Annotated in this window: 15 protein-coding genes; 3 read left to right on the forward strand and 12 right to left on the reverse strand. The window is 51.0% G+C overall.

Annotated elements, in window-relative coordinates; genetic code table 11:
• Positions 1–6 precede the first annotated feature (6 nt).
• The 4 genes from EQP46_RS01675 to cuyA all read right to left on the reverse strand — a co-directional run bounded on the left by EQP46_RS01675 (position 7) and on the right by cuyA (position 4,875).
• Positions 7–990: a TRAP transporter substrate-binding protein gene (locus EQP46_RS01675; RefSeq protein ID WP_129491990.1), complete on the reverse strand. Its 984-nt coding sequence runs from the start codon at positions 988–990 to the stop codon at positions 7–9.
• 107 nt (positions 991–1,097) lie between these two features.
• Entirely contained in the window at positions 1,098–2,282 is a 1,185-nt protein-coding gene (locus EQP46_RS01680; protein ID WP_240671595.1) for a DegT/DnrJ/EryC1/StrS family aminotransferase, read from the reverse strand.
• A gap of 49 nt (positions 2,283–2,331) precedes the next feature.
• Complete coding sequence (hisD, locus tag EQP46_RS01685) at positions 2,332–3,645, reverse strand: histidinol dehydrogenase (RefSeq protein WP_129491992.1); 1,314 nt, start codon at positions 3,643–3,645, stop codon at positions 2,332–2,334.
• Between the two features lie 219 nt (positions 3,646–3,864).
• Positions 3,865–4,875, reverse strand: coding sequence for a D-cysteate sulfo-lyase (gene cuyA / locus EQP46_RS01690; protein WP_129491993.1), 1,011 nt, complete (start codon positions 4,873–4,875; stop codon positions 3,865–3,867).
• A gap of 154 nt (positions 4,876–5,029) precedes the next feature.
• Between cuyA and EQP46_RS01695 the strand changes: the two genes are divergently transcribed.
• Entirely contained in the window at positions 5,030–5,932 is a 903-nt protein-coding gene (locus EQP46_RS01695; RefSeq protein ID WP_129491994.1) for a LysR family transcriptional regulator, read from the forward strand.
• Positions 5,933–6,101: 169 nt separating this feature from the next.
• On the forward strand, positions 6,102–7,001 hold the full coding sequence (locus tag EQP46_RS01700) for a homocysteine S-methyltransferase family protein (RefSeq protein WP_129491995.1): 900 nt from the start codon (positions 6,102–6,104) through the stop codon (positions 6,999–7,001).
• A 241-nt stretch (positions 7,002–7,242) separates the two neighbouring features.
• Here the strand turns inward: EQP46_RS01700 and EQP46_RS01705 are convergent, their stop codons facing one another.
• From EQP46_RS01705 to dctP, 4 genes are read right to left on the reverse strand one after another with little or no spacing between them, the layout of a single operon-like run.
• Positions 7,243–8,031: an alpha/beta fold hydrolase gene (locus EQP46_RS01705; protein WP_129491996.1), complete on the reverse strand. Its 789-nt coding sequence runs from the start codon at positions 8,029–8,031 to the stop codon at positions 7,243–7,245.
• A 5-nt stretch (positions 8,032–8,036) separates the two neighbouring features.
• A complete protein-coding gene (locus EQP46_RS01710; RefSeq protein WP_129492174.1) occupies positions 8,037–9,338 on the reverse strand; it encodes a TRAP transporter large permease in 1,302 nt (433 codons plus the stop codon).
• A complete protein-coding gene (locus tag EQP46_RS01715; RefSeq protein ID WP_129491997.1) occupies positions 9,338–9,889 on the reverse strand; it encodes a TRAP transporter small permease in 552 nt (183 codons plus the stop codon). Before EQP46_RS01715 ends, EQP46_RS01710 begins: the two co-directional genes overlap by 1 nt.
• A 30-nt stretch (positions 9,890–9,919) precedes the next feature.
• Positions 9,920–10,924 (reverse strand): TRAP transporter substrate-binding protein DctP, encoded by a 1,005-nt coding sequence (gene dctP / locus EQP46_RS01720; protein WP_129491998.1) that lies wholly within the window; start codon positions 10,922–10,924, stop codon positions 9,920–9,922.
• 419 nt (positions 10,925–11,343) lie between these two features.
• Here dctP and EQP46_RS01725 point away from each other — a divergent pair, with 419 nt between their 5' ends.
• Positions 11,344–12,276 carry a LysR family transcriptional regulator gene (locus EQP46_RS01725; RefSeq protein WP_129491999.1) on the forward strand — a complete coding sequence of 311 codons (933 nt, stop codon included), beginning with the start codon at positions 11,344–11,346 and terminating at the stop codon, positions 12,274–12,276.
• Positions 12,277–12,562: 286 nt separating this feature from the next.
• On the opposite strand, the gene EQP46_RS01730 is transcribed toward EQP46_RS01725, so the two are convergent.
• The 4 genes from EQP46_RS01730 to EQP46_RS01745 form a co-directional block, all read right to left on the reverse strand.
• Positions 12,563–13,138, reverse strand: a complete 576-nt coding sequence (locus EQP46_RS01730; protein ID WP_129492000.1) for a DUF6714 family protein — start codon at positions 13,136–13,138, stop codon at positions 12,563–12,565.
• A gap of 49 nt (positions 13,139–13,187) precedes the next feature.
• On the reverse strand, positions 13,188–14,546 hold the full coding sequence (locus tag EQP46_RS01735) for an eCIS core domain-containing protein (RefSeq protein WP_129492001.1): 1,359 nt from the start codon (positions 14,544–14,546) through the stop codon (positions 13,188–13,190).
• Between the two features lie 63 nt (positions 14,547–14,609).
• Positions 14,610–15,029: a hypothetical protein gene (locus EQP46_RS01740; protein ID WP_129492002.1), complete on the reverse strand. Its 420-nt coding sequence runs from the start codon at positions 15,027–15,029 to the stop codon at positions 14,610–14,612.
• 14 nt (positions 15,030–15,043) lie between these two features.
• Positions 15,044–18,475 (reverse strand): DUF6519 domain-containing protein, encoded by a 3,432-nt coding sequence (locus tag EQP46_RS01745; protein WP_129492003.1) that lies wholly within the window; start codon positions 18,473–18,475, stop codon positions 15,044–15,046.
• Between the last annotated feature and the right edge of the window lie 2 nt (positions 18,476–18,477).

Consider the following 18,477-nt stretch of genomic DNA (forward strand, 5'->3'; position numbering starts at 1 on the left):
GCCAACTTACTGCATTTTCTCTAGCACATTGTCGAAGCTGGCTTTGCCGCCAATATCGTCATAGAACTCAGGCCACACTTGCTCTTTAGCAGCTTTAATCCACTTATCTTCATCTTCCAAGGTGAACACTTCAACGCCATTGGCAATCATGTTTTGCTTGGCGTTTTCCGCTTCTGTCATTTGGAAAACAAGGGCGTATTGCTGCGCTTCAAGACCGGCTTTCAATAGGATTTCTTGTTGCTCAGGTTTTAACTTCCCAAACGTACGCGCCCCCATGACCAAAGGTTGAAGAGAGTACTGGTGGTGCACTTCGGTGAGATAAGGCTGAACTTCATAGAATTTCATGGTGTTGTTTACGATGTAGGGGTTGTCTTGCCCATCAACCACTTTCTGTTGCAGTGCGGTGAAGGTTTCTGTCCACGCCATCGCAATAGGGTTCGCGCCAAACACTTCCCATGATTTCAGCATGATGCTGTTTTGAGGTACGCGTATTTTCAGCCCTTTTACGTCTTCCATGTTCTTAACAGGACGTTTGGAATTCGTCAGGTGGCGGAAATTGGAGTAAGTCCAACCCAGAATATCGACACCCGCTTCTTTCTTTGCCAATTCCGCCCAATATGCACCGAGTTCACCCGTGGTGATCTTCACCGCATCGGATGAGTTGGTGATCAGGTATGGCATGGTTAACGCACCGAGTTTTTTCGAAAACGGCGTTAAGTTACCAATGCCAATCAGCGCCATGTCGAGCGAACCGAGGCGCGTGTTTTGCACCATTTCAGTTTCGCTGCCTAGCGCGCCGTTTGGATAGAGTTTTACTTTGATATCGCCACCTGAATAAAACTCCACCAACTCTTTAAAGCGCGTAGCATACGCACCTTGGTCTGAGTTGATAGGGTCGCCCATGCCGACCTTCATGGTTTTGGCGCTGACAAGCACTGGAAGAGCAAGACAGGAAATAGCAAGATACTTGGTCCATTTTTTAAGCGTCATATCCTTTACCTCTTTTCGTGAAAAACATCCGTGAATGAATGGCATCCCTGCACATCGCGGCGCTGCACCGCGTGTGTAGCTGATTGGCTGTATAGCCTTGGTTCGGTTTACTGTATTTCTTTCAGAACATCGGACATGATTTGAGCGATAACTTCCGCATCGCTTTCTTCAAATGTCAGTGGAATGCGCATATCGATTAAGGTTGAGAGCACCTTTTCGGTTTGCGGCAACGGTGTGGGCGGCGATAAATATTGCCAGTGATTGAACTTACTGCTGTAACCCGAAGGCTCAGGTGCACCCACCCATTTCAGGGTCACCCCGTGTTTTTGACAGCCTCTGACAAAGGCGGGAAAACATTCTGTGGGCAAATCAGGAAATGAAAATTGAATGGAACTGCCGACGAATGCTTCGTCATCAGAACGCTTGGGCAATACCACGCCTGGGAGCCAAGAAAGGGCTTCAGCCATCGCGGCATAGAGGGAATTCCAACGCTTGCACTGTCGGTCTAATCGCGCCAATTGCGGGCGAAGTATAGCGGCACGCAGGTTGTCCATTCGCCCGCTGTAGTTGGGTGTTGAACACGCCACTTCATCAAACCGTTCTTTAGGCGGCAGCGTGGGGTGCTGATCGAACAACATGTATGAGCCTGAGTAGATGATGGCTTTCGCCATCACACCATCATCATTCGTGACGAGAAAGCCCCCCTCACCGGCGTTGATGTGCTTATAAGTCTGCGCGCTAAAGCACGCCACTTTGCCAAACGTACCGCTCGCTTTCCCGCGCCATTTTGCGCCCATGGTATGTGCACAATCTTCAATTAACGTGACGCCGTAACTATCACAAATGTCCATGATGGCATTCATGTCCGCTACATGCCCACGCATATGGGAAAGCAATAAATACCGCACGTCAGGCTGAGAGGCTTTGCGTGCTAAGTCATTCAGGTCGATGGTTAACTCTGCGGTGGTTTCCACCAACACAGGTTCACCCCCCGCATTGGTGATGGCACCGGGGACAGGCGCCAAGGTGAAGGCATTACACAACACCTTTTCACCCGCTTTCACGCCCACACACAGCAGGGCGATGTAGATGGCATACCCGCCAGATGCGCAGCTCAAGCAGTACTTCACGCCTAAATAGTCAGCAAATTGCTTTTCGAGCAAATCCGTTTCGCTTAACTCGCCATCCAGCGTGTTATATCGATGAAGACGGCCTGTACGCATCACTTCTACCGCACTCGCAATCGCCCCTTCGGGGATCGGCATTTGCTGCGTAAAGGATTTCTTAAACATCAACATTCACCTGCCTCCAGCCATGACCGTTCGGTCCGTCCTTGAATCATTAGTCGTATCGCGCTTGCTGATACACATCGAAATCCCATTCGGTATCTGGGAAATACTTAGTTAAGCGCCAATCACAAGCACGTGCGTGCCCTTCCATGCCTTCGGTGCGAGAAATCCGCGAACCTGCGGTGCTGAACGTCATGTTCGCATCGGCACTGAGTTCTTGGGTGGTGAGAATTTTGAGGAATTTCTGAACGTTCAAGCCGCCGCTGTAACGCGCCGCTTTTTTTGTCGGCAAAATATGATTGGTGCCCGCGCATTTGTCGCCATGGGTCACCGTGCTGCCCTCGCCAAGGAACAGCGAACCGTAGTTACGCAGTCGTCCTTTCCACCAAGGAAGATCCGCCGCTTGAACCTGCACGTGCTCACATGCCCATTCATCGCTGACCTTCGCCATTTCTTCACGATCATCACACAAGATAACGACACCATGATCGCGCCACGCGGCTTCACACACATCCGCATTTGGCATGTCGGCAATCACGCTTGGGATGATCTCGATGACCTTTTCACCAACCTCACGGCTTGTGGTGAATAGCCATACCGGGGAGTTCGGACCATGTTCGGCTTGAGACACCAAATCGACGGCGATGGTCATAGGGTCGGCGGTCTCATCCGCAATCACGGCGGATTCCGTTGGGCCCGCAAACACGTCGATACCGACTTCACCGAACAATAATCGCTTGGCTTCAGCGACGTATGCGTTCCCCGGCCCCACTAATATGTCGGCAGATTGCCCGGTATACAGACCAAACGCCATGGTTGCGATGGCGTGCACCCCGCCCATTTCTAGAATGATGTCTGCGCCTGCCACATCCATGGCGTAAACCACCGCAGCATTGATGCTGTCGCCACGGGGCGGTGAACAGGCAATCACCGTCGGCACACCCGCGGCTTTTGCTGTCGCGACGCTCATAATGGCAGATGCTGCATGGGCGTAGCGCCCGCCCGGCACATAACAACCTGCACAATCAACAGGGATGACACGCTGACTTAGCTCCACCCCGTTTTCACTCTGAATGTCAAATTCGGTCAAACTGGCGCGTTGCGCTTCGGCAAAGCGGCGCACCTGACGGTGGGCAAAATCAATGTCGTCTTTCACGCGCTGAGGTACTGAGGCTATCAACGCGGCTCTTTTTTCATCAGACAGAACGAAATCGCCCTGCCAGTTATCAAATTGTTTGGCATATTGCTCAACGGCACTCGTGCCTTCGCGACGGATTTTGGCGAGGATTTCTTTCACGACATGTTGAATGCGCTCGTCATCAGTTTGCACTTCCGCTTCGCGCTCTGCGCGTTTTAGCATTTCCATGGCTGTACCTTTCTTCACTCTAACAACGTTGGCTGGGTATCCGTTCCAACGAAGATAATCAGAGTCAGTGACGATGCATGAATGTCGACAATCACCGACTCTTTTGGGTTACATATCGCTTGTTTGGGTAGTGATCTTTGTTTTGAACATCTTTAGCGACATGTCTCTTTTCCGTTGTGTGACATGCGTTTCTGGTGGCATCACCAGAATCAAAGCGGGTTAGCAGTAGCTATCAAACCCAAAGGCATCACGGTATCCCGGCAGTGCTTGACCGCCGCCTGTGTGAAGGAACACGACGTTTTCGCCTTTCTTGAAGGTGCCGTTGCGGATCAAATCAATCAGGCCAGCGCCGCCTTTGCCCGAGTAAACAGGGTCAAGCAAGATGCCTTCGTATTTGGCGAACATGGAGATCGCTTCAATCGTGCTTTCCGCAGGAATGCCGTAGCCTTCGCCCACGTAGTTACAGTTTGCGCGCACATTTTCACGCTTAACCGTGCCGGAAATGCCCAACAAGTCGCAGGTACGTTCTGCCAACGCGAACACGTTCGCTTCTTGCTGTTCTTGCGGCACACGCACACCAATACCCAGCAGAGGGATTTGGCTGTTGCTGGCTACCAAGCCTGTGACCAAGCCCGCTTGTGTGCCCGCAGAGCCTGTCGCGTGCACCAAGTGATCAATGCGTAGTGCCATGTCATTGGCTTGGGTAAGAAGCTCTAATGCACAATTGACATAACCCAGCGCACCAATCGGGTTCGAGCCACCACCGGGGATGATGTATGGCGTTTTTCCTTCGGCGCGCAGTGTCGCAGCAACGTCTTCCATCGCCGCATTCATGTCGGTGCCACCGGGGTATTTCGCTAACGTTGCACCGAAGAGTTGATTAAGCATCACGTTGCCATTTAGCACGTAGTCGGGGTCTTCCGAGCTGGTGCGATCTTCCAGCAGAATGTGACAATCCATGCCGCACTTGGTCGCAATGGCCGCGGTTTGGCGAGCATGGTTAGATTGCGTCGCGCCTTGGGTGATAATGGTGTCAGCCCCGGCCGCAATGGCATCTGCCATCAAAAATTCCAACTTACGTGTTTTGTTACCGCCACCAGCAAGGCCGGTACAGTCATCACGTTTAATCCAAAGCGTTGGACCACCAAGCGCTTCAGATAAGCGCGTCATTGGCTCGAGCGGCGTTGCAAGGTGAGCAAATTGCAGTCGAGGAAAGCGAGATAAATGCATAGTCTTTTGTCCCTAAATTGAGTAAACGAGCAGGAAACATATTTGCAACAATAATCCTGTGGGACGGACGCAAACCTCGCCAATACACATATTGAACAAGCGGCAGTTACTTTTTTGCATATCTCAACGAGCAGGACGCTAACAGGTTGGTTTAATGGAATTAAAATGGTTACTCGATTTCATCGCACTGTCTGAACACGGCAGTTTTTCAAAAGCAGCAGAAGCACGCTATGTGACACAACCAGCATTTAGCCGGCGCATTCGTTCACTTGAGAATTGGTTAGGGGTGGCGTTGGTGAACCGGGATACACTTCCAACCCGCTTTACCGAGGCAGGCGAAAGCTTCACTGAAAGCGCCAAACGGATCGTCAATGACATTCATGGTGTGCGCGACCAACTTCATGAGCAGAAAAACGCCCGCTCTTTGGTCTTTTTATCTCAACATTCCACCGCGATTTCGTTCTTCCCAAGCTGGATTCAAACCCTGAGCCCCCTCATCGACAATGCGATGGTGAAATTGGTGCCGGGCAACCTTCATGCCCTCAATGAAACCTTCATGGCCGGTTCTGGGGATTTCTTGCTGACGTTTTCTTCCAACACCCTCAACACGCCACAACACAAAAAGAGTCAACTCTGCATTCAGGTCGGACGGGATACCTTAGTGGCCGTATCTGCTCCCAATGAGCAAGGCGACCCCATGCACCGACTCGATGTAAATGAACCCTGCCGTTTGTTGGCGTTTCCTGATGACACTTACCTCGGCGAACTCGTCAAGGAGCAAGCGCTCAGCGTGCTGCCCTCACACTATCGATATCAGGTGGTGTGTGAGAATGAAATGGCAGAAGGATTGAAAGCGATGGCTGTGCAAGGATTTGGCGCGACATGGCTACCTTCTAGCTTGATCACGCAAGAACTCGAAGACGGAAAATTAGTGCTGATTGATGACAAGCTCCCCCCTGTCGAACTGAGGATTTTGCTCTATCGAAACAGGCACAATGTGAAGCCAGAAGTAAAACGTTTTTGGTTCTATCTGGCGGAGCTTTATGGCCAACAATAAATCTGCTTTATCTTAGCCGTTTCACAAGGTAATCTTGCTCGAAAAATGGGCTGCAAGAAATGTAATGCCCCGATTCCGATTCGATACAGCCAGACCCTATAAATCATAAAAATCAGAATGATAAGTGAAAGGCCATTCGAGCACCGTGTGACGTAAAAGGATGTAAGTGATGTTTGTTCTATTGGATGGCGGCATGGGCCGAGAGTTGCAGCGAATTGGTGCGCCATTTTCTCAACCACTTTGGAGCGCACAAGCGCTGATTGAAGCGCCAGAGTTTGTGTCTCAAGCACACAAGAATTTCATTGAAGCGGGATGCGATGTCATCACGGTCAATAGCTACGCCTGCGTACCTTTCCATTTGGGTGATGAACTGTACCAATCGCAAGGTGCAGCGTTGGCAGAAAAAGCCGCCAAAATCGCCCGCGCAGCTGTGCAAGAGAGTGCGTCTCAGCAAGAGGGCATTGGCGCGGTAAAAGTCGCGGGTTGCATTCCCCCTGTTCTGGGCTCTTATCGTCCTGATCTGTTCGATGCAGAAAAAGCCACGCCTATCTTGAATACCCTTATCGACGCACAAGCACCACATGTCGATTTCTGGATCGCGGAAACCATCGGTTCGATTGCGGAATTCAACACCATGTTTTCTGTCCTTGAGCGTTCCGATAAGCCAGCCTTTTTCGCATTTTCAGTGCTAGAAACCGACACAGATATTCCACGCTTGCGTTCGGGTGAGCCTGTTGAAGAAGCAGTACAGAGTGCCTGCGAGTGCAATGTCGATGGTATCCTGTTTAACTGCTCTCAACCTGAAGTGATGCTCGGCGCCATCGACGTTGCGAAGCACAACATCGACGCACTGGGCGCGAATATCTCCCTTGGCGCCTACGCTAACGGGTTTACCGTGATCAAAGACGCGCATGAAGCCAATAACACCCTGACTACAGTGCGCGATCTGTCTTCAGAAGAATACGCCGAGTTCGTGCAAACCTGGTTGGATGCAGGTTCAAACGTCGTCGGCGGCTGTTGCGCGATTTTCCCAGAGCACATTAAACGTTTAGATGGATTGAGGAAGTAAGTCTTAGATCGCGAGAAGCGAGAAGCGAGAAGCGAGAAGCGAGAAGCGAGAAGCGAGAAGCGAGAAGCGAGAAAAAGATAGCGTGACTACCCTTCATCACGCTATCACCCTCTGCCCTTTCTCTACTCTCGAAACCCTACTCTCAAAACCCTAGTCTCGAATCTCTAATCTCTAATCTCTAATCTCTAATCTCTAATCTCGATTCTCTACTCTCGAAACTCTACTCTCAAATCTCAGTCCTCTAAAACGCCTTCACCAACGCCTTCTGCCTTAGTTTCACTTTTTCACTCTTTAGAAAGTCCACCACCAGCATATTAAAGATATGCGTCTTCTCTAGGTGTGTGTTGTGGGCGGCTTGAGGCACAACAGCCAAGTTTGCGTCTGCGATGCCTTGCCATAGTGATTCAGGTTGCGGCCATAAATAGGACCGATCACTGTCAGGCCAAAGTACCAAGGTTTTCGCTTCAATTTGCTCGAGTCTTTCCAAGGCACGCCAGCCTGCCATGGCTAACAGGCCATTCACATAGGTCTGGGTTTGCACCATACTCGCCAGCTCAATCCCTTCTTTAAACTCAGGATCGTCTTCGCCATCTGAGAACCACGTTCTCACTGTGTCATACGCCACTTGCTGTGTGCCTTCAGTTTGTGCGCGTTCGATACTTTGCTCGATAGATTCAAATCGCCCCGGCAAGCTGCCAACAGGCCCTGTAGCATAAAGCACCAAGCCGACAACGCGCTCAGGTGCCATGATCGCCACTTCTTGCGCAATCATGCCGCCCATGGAATGCCCCATGAGGTGAAACTTCTCAATGCCCATCGCATCTAATCGGCTCAACACATAACGCGCAAACTCTTCGACGCTGTCTAAGCCAACTTCGTCGGCTTTTCCGTTGTAGCCAGGTAAGTCCATTGCCACCACGTCAAACGACGATGAAAATAACTCAATCTGTTTTTCCCAATACGCTAATCCACTCAAAAAGCCATGGACCAACACCAGTGTTGGGCCAGAGCCAACTCGTAAGCAATTCATAGTTTTTATTCCATCAATTCAGGCAGCCAAAGTGCGGTATCAGGTAAACCTACCAGCACGGCTAACAAGATAAGGAGCGCAGCAATAAACGGTAAGCAGCCAATAATGACGTCACCAATGGTCACCTCGTCACGGGCGAGGTTTTGTATTACAAAGAGGTTTAACCCCACGGGGGGCGTGAGCACCGCAATTTCCATGGTGATGGTGTAAACCACCCCAAACCAAATCAGATCAAACCCTGCGGCAGACACCAACGGATATAAGGTTGGTAAGGTAATGAAGGTCATGGAAACGGGCTCGAGAAACATGCCGAGAATAACGTAGAACACCACGATCAACGCGAGCACGGCATACGGGGAAAGGTTCATTTCAACGAAAAGCTGAGTGAACTGTTGAGGGATTTGGTGATACGTCATCACAAAGCCAAACAGCACACCGGACGAGAGCAGTAACCCCAGATAACCCATGGTTTGCATGGTCGAGCGCAATGCATGGAGTAAACCGGGTAGGCGCAATCCACCAAAGAAATAGGCAAGCACCAAGGTGAACATGGCTGAAACGCCCGCCGCCTCCGTCGGTGTTGCGATCCCCGCATAGATGGAAACGGTGATCACTAAGCCAATCACCATGACAGGCAAGATGGCAGACAGCGCCAACAACCAAGGAATTGGCGTCACGTTTTCTTGGCCCGGAATATCGATGGGGCGCACTTTCCCCCAAATCAGGATGATCACAAAGAACATGCTCACCAGCAGCAGTCCGGGCAAGACACCGGCAATGAACAAGGCACCGATGGATTGGTCAGTCACAATGCCATAAAACAGCAAAATCAAACTGGGTGGCAATAACACACTTAATGTACCGCCCGCCGCCAACACACCGCTCGATAAGCGTTTTCCATATCCGAGTTTCAGCATTTCAGGCAATGCAACACCGCCAATGGTGAGCGCACCCACCATGCTTGACCCACACACTGCGCCAAAGCCAGCACACGCGCCGATACTGCCGTAAGCCGCTGCACCACGAATGGGCAATTTACTGTGCATGAACCAGTAAAGATTGGGGCCAATGCTGGATCGCCCTATCAGCTCACCGAGGAAAACAAACAGCGGCACCGCCAATAATATGTAGTCAAACCACACCCCCCACAGCTTGAGCTCTGCGGTAACCAAGGTGGATTTGAAGCTTAAAATATCGAGTAAAAACGGGATTGAAGCGGCGGCCAATGCAAAGGGAATCGGCAACCCTATCAGGATAAAACCCATCAACAATCCGAGCATTCCTAGCCCTACGACGTACCATTCCATCATGCGTCCTTTTCGTGTTTCTCTACAGCTTCTATCGAATTCGTATCACCGCCGTTTGAAGGCGATGTGTCTGGATCAGAACGGCCAGCCACCAAAAGGCAAAATGCCGTAATGGAAAAGCTCAGCAGCGCAATCACCACAGGGATCCAGAAGTAGAAGCGAGGCCAGAGGAGAATTTCAGAGGCCGCGCCAGAATCGAAAGATTTGAACATGGCTTTCCCAGAGGCCGCCAAGAAGAACAGGCCAATGATCAGCATCACCAACATATTGAACTTATCGACCCAGAACTGAATGTTCACAGGCAATTTGTCGCGTACCAAGGTGACCTTGGGGTAAGAATCATTCAGCAAGGCAAAAGAAACACCCATGAATGCAACGGGCACCAAAAGCAGCGCTGTTGCTTCTGTCACCATGCCATCGGGTGAATTGAAGACGTACCGGACGATAACGCCGTAACTGATCCAAGCCGCCTGCACCAAAATCACGGCTGCTCCGGCATAGAGCAGCACCAGTGACATGTGGCGGAGTGTGTCGAACAGTTTTTTGTTCATACAAACGCTCCCTGTTTATCCTTCACGCTGTTATTCAGAGTGTTTTGCAAACAGGCTGCGAATGTTGTCGGCAAGTGGAACACCACATGCGTTGTTCACTTCCGGTGTCCATTTCGCGACGATGCCTTCGAGCAATTCGCCCGTGCGATCTTCTGACATCGATACCGCGGAACCGCCGTTCGCCATCACTGCGTTACCGACACGCTCATCCACCCAGCCTTCATAGCGAGGCTTGAGCCAAGCTTCAGCTTCGGTGGCGGCTTCTTTGAGCGCTTTTTGATTGGCAGGACTCAAGTCATCAAACTTGTCCTTGTTCATCATGTAGATGATGTTGCCGTAGAACATATTGGCGTTCACCATGTGAGGCATCACCGACCAAAGTTTCCACGAACTGTAGGTCGCAACGCCCATGTTGATGCCGTCAACCACACCACGTTCCGCCGATTGGAACACCTCTTTAGGTGCCACAAACACAGGCTTACCGCCCCATGTTTCAATCATCATGCTGACGAGAGGGCCTATCGACCGCACCAATTTTCCGTCAAGTTTTCCGATATCAGATACTGCGTCTTCAAACCACCACTCTTGGTCATAGGAGTAGTTAGAATTAATCAAAGGGATGAGATCGGCTTTAGCCGCTTCGGCTTCAATGAGCGAGGCATAGTTATCGTCCAGCTCAATCTGTTTTTCCAAATCGATCGCAACAGGGTACAAAGACGTGACACGGTAACATGGCAAGCGTTTATCGGCGGGAATCCAGCTGATGTCAGAGACACCACCTTGCACCGCATCCACGCCTTCGCTCCATCCGTGCAAAGTACCTGATGGGAAAATCTGCACTTTCAAGTCACCGTTACTTTTTGCCGCAGCAAGTTCGGCGAATTTCTTGAAGCCTTCATAGCGAATATCAGATTCGTTCACGTAGGTGGAAAGGCGAATGGTTTCGGCGGCACTGACCGCCATCGGCAAGGCACTCATGAGTGCGAAAGTCATTACGGAAAGCTTTAATGCGTTGGTCTTGATAGGGGATTTCATACAACTGCTCCTTGTCACGCTTTCTTGTTTTGCCACGTTGCTGTTTAGGGTTAGGGAAGCAACGAAGCAAGGCGTTTTAACGTCTTCATGTGCGAGTGTTTGGGGAAAACACAATCAACAAAAACGTCATATTAAGCATGGTCAGGATCCCTCTTTGTGCGTCATGCCGATTCGATTGGCTGACATTCCGTTTTTTAATTTCTGCATTTTTAACGCGCAATATGAATGGGTTAAAAAACATCTCCGTTTAAAAAGAACAGAAAATTTCAATGATTGTCGTTTTTCTTATTCATAAGCCCATGCCGTTTTATTCACTTTGATAGTTTTAAAGGAGGGAGATATGAAAACGCTTTCAACACGGATTGGTTGAATGCGTGCCCTACTCGGCAATTTGGATGCATACAATTTGGAGAAGACGCTTGGATTTTAAGCTCTTAGAAGATTTCGTTTGCCTTGCGCAATCCAGCAGTTTCACGTCTGCTGCGCGAGAGCGATTTGTTACCCAACCCGCGTTTAGCCGGCGTATCAGGGCGCTTGAACAGTGGGTTGGCACGGATTTGGTAAACAGAGAATCGCAACAACTTGAACTCACAGAACAAGGCCGCGCCTTTGTCACTGACGCAGAAGAAATATTGAATCGCCTTTACATGGCGAGAGAGTCTGCCCGCTCATTGAAGAAAACAGCCAGCAATGAGATTTCCGTTGCGGCGCAAAATTCCATCGTACAAACCCTGTTCATGACATGGATGAAGAACGTCGAAAAAGCCGTTGGGCCTGTGTACGTTCGTCTGTCGTCCGACCGACTGGCAGACTGCATTGATCTGTTTGCGCAAGGCAGCGTGGACTACCTACTCTGCTATACCCACGAGCAACTCGGATTGTCTATCGATCCAGACAAATTCAGCAGCACCATCATTGGTATGGAAACCTTGGTTCCCGTCGCAGCCTCCATCAATGGCGCGCCGAAATATACCTTACCCGGCAGTGAAAACGACCCCATTCCGCTTGTGGCTTACACCCACCAATCTTTGTTTGGGAAAGCGCTCGATCAACTCCTTGCTAAAGAAGTGGGATACCTCAATCGTCGATACGAAAACCCGTTTGCTCACACACTAAAATCCATGGTTCTTGGCGGATATGGCGTCGCATGGCTTCCCTACTCGTTTGTAAAAGATGAACTTCAACGAGATGAATTGCAAATAGCAGGAGAGCAGCGCTGGCACATTCCGTTTCAAATTCGCTTGTATTACCGCGAACCGGAAAATGCAGTGGCAAAATCTATTGTGAGAATTTCGAAGTTGATGGGTGATGTGGATAGCGATCTTAACATTCAATCCCAAGGATCCCGCTAAATCCAAATAAAACCGCACGCTATGCCGAATCGGAATAATGACCAAAAAACTTGGCATTGGTTGAAGGGCAAATAAGTGTCTAGGTTTAAGGGGAAAGCAACTGGTCTTGCTTCCACCCAGTGATCGTCAACGCTGTTTAGGTTGTTAGCTCCTCCTAAACATGACTGGTGTTGAACTTACTATCCCTTAGCCTAACGATAAGGTGACGCTGCATAACCTTACTCTATTTCGGCAATCAGAGGGCACCCCGCCCTCTTTTTCTTTCTTAGGTATCCCGCTTCTTTGCTCATCCATACCTTTGCCAATAACGTTCAATGGCGACATTCAACTCATCAAAGGGAAAATTTTCGCCATGCGCATCGCGAAACGCCTCGATGTACTTGAGCACCGCCTCGCCTTCCTCTTGCGTTAACGTCCCAAAACGGTGCAAAAACAAGGTGTCAGGCCAACCCGAGTCATACCATTCGTGGATACAGGTTTTCAGCGATACGGTAAACGCCGCTTCATCTTTTCCTTCAAAGCGCGCAATGACAGCGTCTGCGTCTCCCACTTCAGGGCGAATCAAGGCATCAACCACCTCGTTAGCAAACATGCTCAAGGAACCAAAGTGGTTCAGCGTGGCGGAAAGAAGCGCCGGCAAGTAATAGTGAAACGCTTTTGGCGAGAACATCCATAGGTTCGTGCCAATCACATCGCGAATTTCCAACGGTGTTAATGACCAAGGCTCACGCTCAATCAGCAAAGCACTAAATTCTTGGGCTTCATACTCACTGACATCAGACGCGACCATTTCCGTGTTTGAAGGGCGTGGGCGCGCCTGAAATGCGTGCTTTAGTTGTTCCGCAATGTGTTCATGCTTCATTCAGAATTGCTCTCCGTTTCAATCACTGTGGTGATACTCCTTTCGCAGATTACGCACCATCATCATCGTCTGATCCTAAGCTTTCTTGCAATGTATTTAACATCAGTAAGATGGCTGCAGCGGCCGCCGTCAATGTTGCAGCTTCCGCAGCGGTTATCGCCGCCGCGGCGATCGCAGCGGCAATCACTTTAATCAGCGCAATGATCGCAACAATCACGGCCACAATAAGTGCTATCACGACGGCGACGGCAAGTGCAGCCGCTGTTGCCTCAATGGCCGTCGTGACTGCAGCAACCACCGTTGCCATTGCCCCCACAAGCTCAGGGGAACAATTTGAGTTACCGAAGAAACGAAAACAACGCATCATGGCATTTACTTTGTCACACACCTGAATGCGATGCCCGCGATCCCCGCCACGAAAACACGTCGTATCTAGCGCTAAGCGAGCAGCGATTTCCGCTGACATCGCAGCGATTTTTAATGCTAAAGACACACAACTTTCAGTGACGGTACACCCCCCAAGCTGATTCGTCAGTGTCTTCGCTGAAAGCACCGATGCTCTCAAAGGTATGTAGTCAGACCAACCGCAATCTCCAGGTGGTGTCAGTCCTGTCCCCGGAAACGGGCCCGGCCCGACAGTGCAAGTGCGTGCAATTAAACTGCGCTGGAATGTCGGCGGAACGTGTTCGCTCACAGTAGGCACCATGCTGCGATGCACATGCTGTGATGCACCACCTTGTTGAATAACGTGCGTCAATTCGTGCGCAAGCAGCTTTTTGCCTTGAAATGAATGTGGGTCGTAATCCCCTTTACGGAATACGATATCAGCGCCACGGGTATAGGCTTTAGCCTGAATCGACCGCGCAGCGGTATCTGCGCGACTGTCGGTGTGAATACGCACTTGGCTAAAATCCGCGCCAAAGCGAGATTCAAAGAATTGCCGCTCGGTCGAGGGCAACGGATCGCCGCCAGAAACTGACTGAATATGCGCTGCGGCGCTATCAGAAATTTGCTGCGTCGGTGACGATGAAGACGCATCTCGCATCAACTCTTCTTCTTCGCAGGCTTTGCATGCCCTTTGTGCCACCATTTCTGACTCAGGCACACGGGAAATCGCCTCTGGACCGCCCGTGATAGGCGCAGATTCAGAGGAAGTCGGCGCGTTTCCCATCACCACATCAGCGACGCGATCAGCTTCTCGCTCATACTTGTCACCCGGATCGCTCAAACTCAACTTTGTTTGAACAAATGGCAGCGCATTCGGCGCAACATCCTTTGTCTGTCTCGACGAAAACATGCTCGTCGGTGTAGATAACACCTGACTTCGCTGACCAAACGTGCGCGTTTGATGTTCATCGCCGCTTAACGAAACCTGTTTTCCCGCATCACGCGGAGCATGTGTCCACATTGCCCCGTCCTCCTAAATGTATCTTCACGGATATCGCCAATGCCGAGGGATGGATTACGCCCCCTAAGCCTTGGGTGGCGTACGCTTCTTCGCCGCTGCACGCGTGGTTGTTTTACGTGCGGGGGTGACTTTTTTGGTCGCGGCTTTTACTGATGCTTTCGCTCTTGGTTTCGGCGCGGGTTTCGGTGCTGGCTTAGGTTTGTCTTGCTCTTTGTTCTGCTGGGGTTCAGACACCATGTCTTCAAACTTACGAATCTCATCCAGCTGTTCTTGCTCACGCTTGATGGATTCATCAATACTGCGGTTGAACACCTCCCGCTGCTTTTCTAGCTCTGCGATTCGGCGCTCTAAGCGGCTTCGTTGCATTTCAGCATTGGCCTTGGTGCGCCCGATGGGGTTTTTCTCCCCTAACGGGCGACTCACTTTCTGCAGGTCAGACACCAAAGAGAAGTGCTTCTTTAAAAGATCTTGTGCTTTTGCCATGGGAAACTCCTTACTCAAACCTGCTGATTAAATGCGTTTTCTGGCACAGGGAATTCGTTGTGCCCTTCGACACGGCCTGTCGTAATATTGCCGATGAAAGGCCCTTGCATGTTGTTGAAGTCAAAAGACGGAAGGAACCGAGTTTGGGCCTTCACTTGATTGCTCATGACGGAGGCGCGGAAGCCAGAAAGCACCACTGTGGCATGCTGCCCAACTTCGTCTTTCACGAAACCCACGTGCTCGACATAGTTGTTGCTGAAGAACACCCGTTCAAAGCGAATATTGAGGTTGTCGATAATGCCGCGAGACAAGATCTCAACGACCGTATCGCTGCCGCGGCCGAGGAATTTGTTGTTGTTGATCTGTGCCGAATACCCGATGCGAAGCGCACTGTCACCAAAGAAGAACGCCCATTCCACCAGCCCTTGCATCAACAAAGCGCGATCATCTTCGATGCGTTCTCGCGTCAGCAAATCTGAATAAGACACCAGATTGCCATCGACCCTGGCTTCCAACACAAACACAGCACCAATACCGACTGTGCGTTCCGTATTCACGTCGCCGTCTTTGTTCACGCCCGTGTTCAATACTTCATTGGATTCAATGTGGCTTTCACCAAGGTGAAACACGCACGCAATCGACGATGCGAACATGCCATCGCCCTTCACCCCCACATAATTCAAACGGTTACCAATAATGGCGGCACGCATCACACAGAGCACCACCACGATGCCGCCGTGGCTGCAATTGCTGATTTGGTTATTGAGCACATCCAAACGGACGCAGCGCTCGCACATGATCGCCGCGCCCCCATCGGTGATGTGGTTGGTTTGCACTTGAATGTCTTCACATTGGCTGCCAAACACCGAAATACTGCATTGGGTAAAGGTGTTACCTTCGATGTTTACCCCCGTACATTCAGAGGCTGTCACGCCCACTTCATCGCCCGCCTTCCCCGCAAAAATGTTGTTCAAAATGCGCAGGGCAGAGACTTGGTCGGCAGTGACACCGCCAATGAATCCCTGTATCCAGTTTTGCGTGATGGTGACACCGCCCGTAAAGGTTTCTTCGTCATCGCCGACTTTGATCGCCAGCAATGCCGCGCCATCTGTTGAACCCGCATGGGTCAACGCACGGCCAGACAAGCCTTGAAGACGGTTGCGCTCTATCAAGCAACCGAGCCCTGTCACTGAAATGCCGACACCATTTCCCGCCCCGATGTTGATTTCATTGCGCGACACCACACCAAACGCGCAAGCCAATTCAATCGCGATAGATTCATCGTCTTCAAGGTGATGCTCGATGGTGATGCGATTGTCAGTAACTTGGCTGTTCGCGGCGGTTGAGTACTGACGCCCCATTGGCGAGTTATTCACGACAACCCCGCGTCGGTATCCCCGAATGGTGTTTTTTGTCACGATGGCAGCGCCAGAAATCCGGCCGACACCAACACCAATGAGCCCACTCTCACCCAATACGCTGACATCGTCATTCGCGTTATTGCCCGACACGCCAGACGCATCCATCACGTTACCCTCAACCAGCAGATCTTCACCGCCGTCATCAAGCCATACCCCAATGGTGGTGTTATTTGTGATGTTGTTGAGTACGCGAACATGGCTGCAATTAAAAAGCCCAATGGCCGGGTTATCGGTTTGATTTTCTTGGCTTGTCTGTGAGGAGATGTGGCAATCTTCGATCAGGCTATGTTCAACACCCAGCATCGATACGATGCCCTGCGGCTTCTCACTGGGTGCAGCAACGCGGATGTCTATGGTGGTGAGATGAATCCCCGAAATGGTGTCATTGTTGTCTGACTGAACCACAATGGCAGACTCGCCACCAAGGTGACGGATTTGCGCCCCGTGACATTCCCCGTGAAGCGTGACATTGCTATGTCGAATGTGAATGGCGCGGAAGATGTCATGCACGCCAGTTTTCAAACAGACGCAACCACCAAACTCAATGGATAAGCTATCAATGGCGGCTTGAATGTCTTCACCGGGTCTAACTACGACGGTGCAGCACCCTGTCATGCCAATGGGATCGCGGCAATCTTGAAACACAGGATCGACAAACTCGCCATTGAGCGCATCCACCACCGCTAAGCGACAGAAATGATGATGCGTGCCATGAGGCGGCGCGTCGGTCAGGGTTTCAACTGAGCTGTCGGCATAGCGCGTGACAAAGGTCCAGTGATCGCCGGGATGATAACTGCCCGCGCCACCATGGCGACTCAACGCCACTTCCACGCCGTCCTCAAGGGCAATAAAGGTGCCTTCAGCGCTGATGGGGATCAGGCCATCACTGGTTGGTGAGTCTAGATTCACAATTTGGTTGCCATCAGTGTCCAACACCACACCCGATTGGTCCCAACGACGCACTATCGGATGAATCGACTGATTGGCGACCGTCGATGCAGGCACCAATAGCAAATCACCCGCAGCTAACGGGTTCTCCAACACCAAGGTGTTCGTCGCGTCATTGACCGACAACACACGCACGATGGCTCCAGGAATGCCTTCCAACACCCGAACATCATCCGTAATTTCAACCCAATCACCGGCGTTAAACCTGAGATAATCGTCCTTCGCGACCTGATCCATGGTCAGGGTATTTGACGCAGGCTGAGACAAGATCCGCGCGGCAAACGCAGCATGAACACGCGACCATTTGATTAATGGTCTGCCGTCTGCCAACACATCGTGCACGCTCACCATGTAGGTGCGGTTTTCTAATCCGCGATACCCTCCTTCAGGGGGCAACAAACATGGATCGTCTACCGCTGAGGCTGGGTTTGCACGGGTAGAAAGTCGCGCTGAAGAAGGCGCAGTCAGGTCATCCCACTTGGGGATGTCCTGATCATCGGTTGCGCACGTCACATCATCGCTGACAGGGCCAAAACGTCGCACTTGCCACACGGTTTGCATACGCGCGGTGGTATCCACGCCAATAGCAGGATCGACCAAATCAGGCGCTTCAAGAAACGTGATAGGTCGCTTCCACACTTCGAGGTACACCACGTAGCGACCGTCTTCAGGCTCATCCCCCAGCAACGCATTAGAAGCCTGTTCATTTAAAGCCAGTAGAGGCCGATAAGGTTGTTCATGGAACAGATACGGCTCAGTGCTGTGCAACTCTTCAAGGGGGTGATAAAAATCCGGGTCGCCGCTGCCAAAGTTCTCTGCCAGCAAGCCATCAACATAATATCGACCGGGATGAATAGCGAGTTGCCCTGCGATGACAGAAATTCGGAAACTGTCGGGAAGGTGTGCGGGGTATCCACAAAATCCAGCAAGATCGATGGTCTCTGCGCGGAAACGGCGGTCAACCATCGCAGCGCCTTCATTGAGTGGTGCATCTGACACCACCCGCCCTTGCATCGACACCAGTTCGGAGTAGTTATGGCGAGGGTCAAAAGTCTTTCCTGAAATATCTACAGCCATCT

The sequence above is a fragment of the Enterovibrio baiacu genome (assembly GCF_004120195.1).
GTDB lineage: Bacteria > Pseudomonadota > Gammaproteobacteria > Enterobacterales > Vibrionaceae > Enterovibrio > Enterovibrio baiacui.

What these genes read in the sequence shown, in the direction of transcription:
- EQP46_RS01675 (WP_129491990.1), bottom strand. Translation starts at nt 990, where the DNA reads ATGACGCTTAAAAAATGGACCAAGTATCTTGCTATTTCCTGTCTTGCT.
- EQP46_RS01680 (WP_240671595.1), bottom strand. Translation starts at nt 2,282, where the DNA reads ATGTTTAAGAAATCCTTTACGCAGCAAATGCCGATCCCCGAAGGGGCG.
- hisD (WP_129491992.1), bottom strand. Translation starts at nt 3,645, where the DNA reads ATGGAAATGCTAAAACGCGCAGAGCGCGAAGCGGAAGTGCAAACTGAT.
- cuyA (WP_129491993.1), bottom strand. Translation starts at nt 4,875, where the DNA reads ATGCATTTATCTCGCTTTCCTCGACTGCAATTTGCTCACCTTGCAACG.
- EQP46_RS01695 (WP_129491994.1), top strand. Translation starts at nt 5,030, where the DNA reads ATGGAATTAAAATGGTTACTCGATTTCATCGCACTGTCTGAACACGGC.
- EQP46_RS01700 (WP_129491995.1), top strand. Translation starts at nt 6,102, where the DNA reads ATGTTTGTTCTATTGGATGGCGGCATGGGCCGAGAGTTGCAGCGAATT.
- EQP46_RS01705 (WP_129491996.1), bottom strand. Translation starts at nt 8,031, where the DNA reads ATGAATTGCTTACGAGTTGGCTCTGGCCCAACACTGGTGTTGGTCCAT.
- EQP46_RS01710 (WP_129492174.1), bottom strand. Translation starts at nt 9,338, where the DNA reads ATGGAATGGTACGTCGTAGGGCTAGGAATGCTCGGATTGTTGATGGGT.
- EQP46_RS01715 (WP_129491997.1), bottom strand. Translation starts at nt 9,889, where the DNA reads ATGAACAAAAAACTGTTCGACACACTCCGCCACATGTCACTGGTGCTG.
- dctP (WP_129491998.1), bottom strand. Translation starts at nt 10,924, where the DNA reads ATGAAATCCCCTATCAAGACCAACGCATTAAAGCTTTCCGTAATGACT.
- EQP46_RS01730 (WP_129492000.1), bottom strand. Translation starts at nt 13,138, where the DNA reads ATGAAGCATGAACACATTGCGGAACAACTAAAGCACGCATTTCAGGCG.
- EQP46_RS01735 (WP_129492001.1), bottom strand. Translation starts at nt 14,546, where the DNA reads ATGTGGACACATGCTCCGCGTGATGCGGGAAAACAGGTTTCGTTAAGC.
- EQP46_RS01740 (WP_129492002.1), bottom strand. Translation starts at nt 15,029, where the DNA reads ATGGCAAAAGCACAAGATCTTTTAAAGAAGCACTTCTCTTTGGTGTCT.
- EQP46_RS01745 (WP_129492003.1), bottom strand. Translation starts at nt 18,475, where the DNA reads ATGGCTGTAGATATTTCAGGAAAGACTTTTGACCCTCGCCATAACTAC.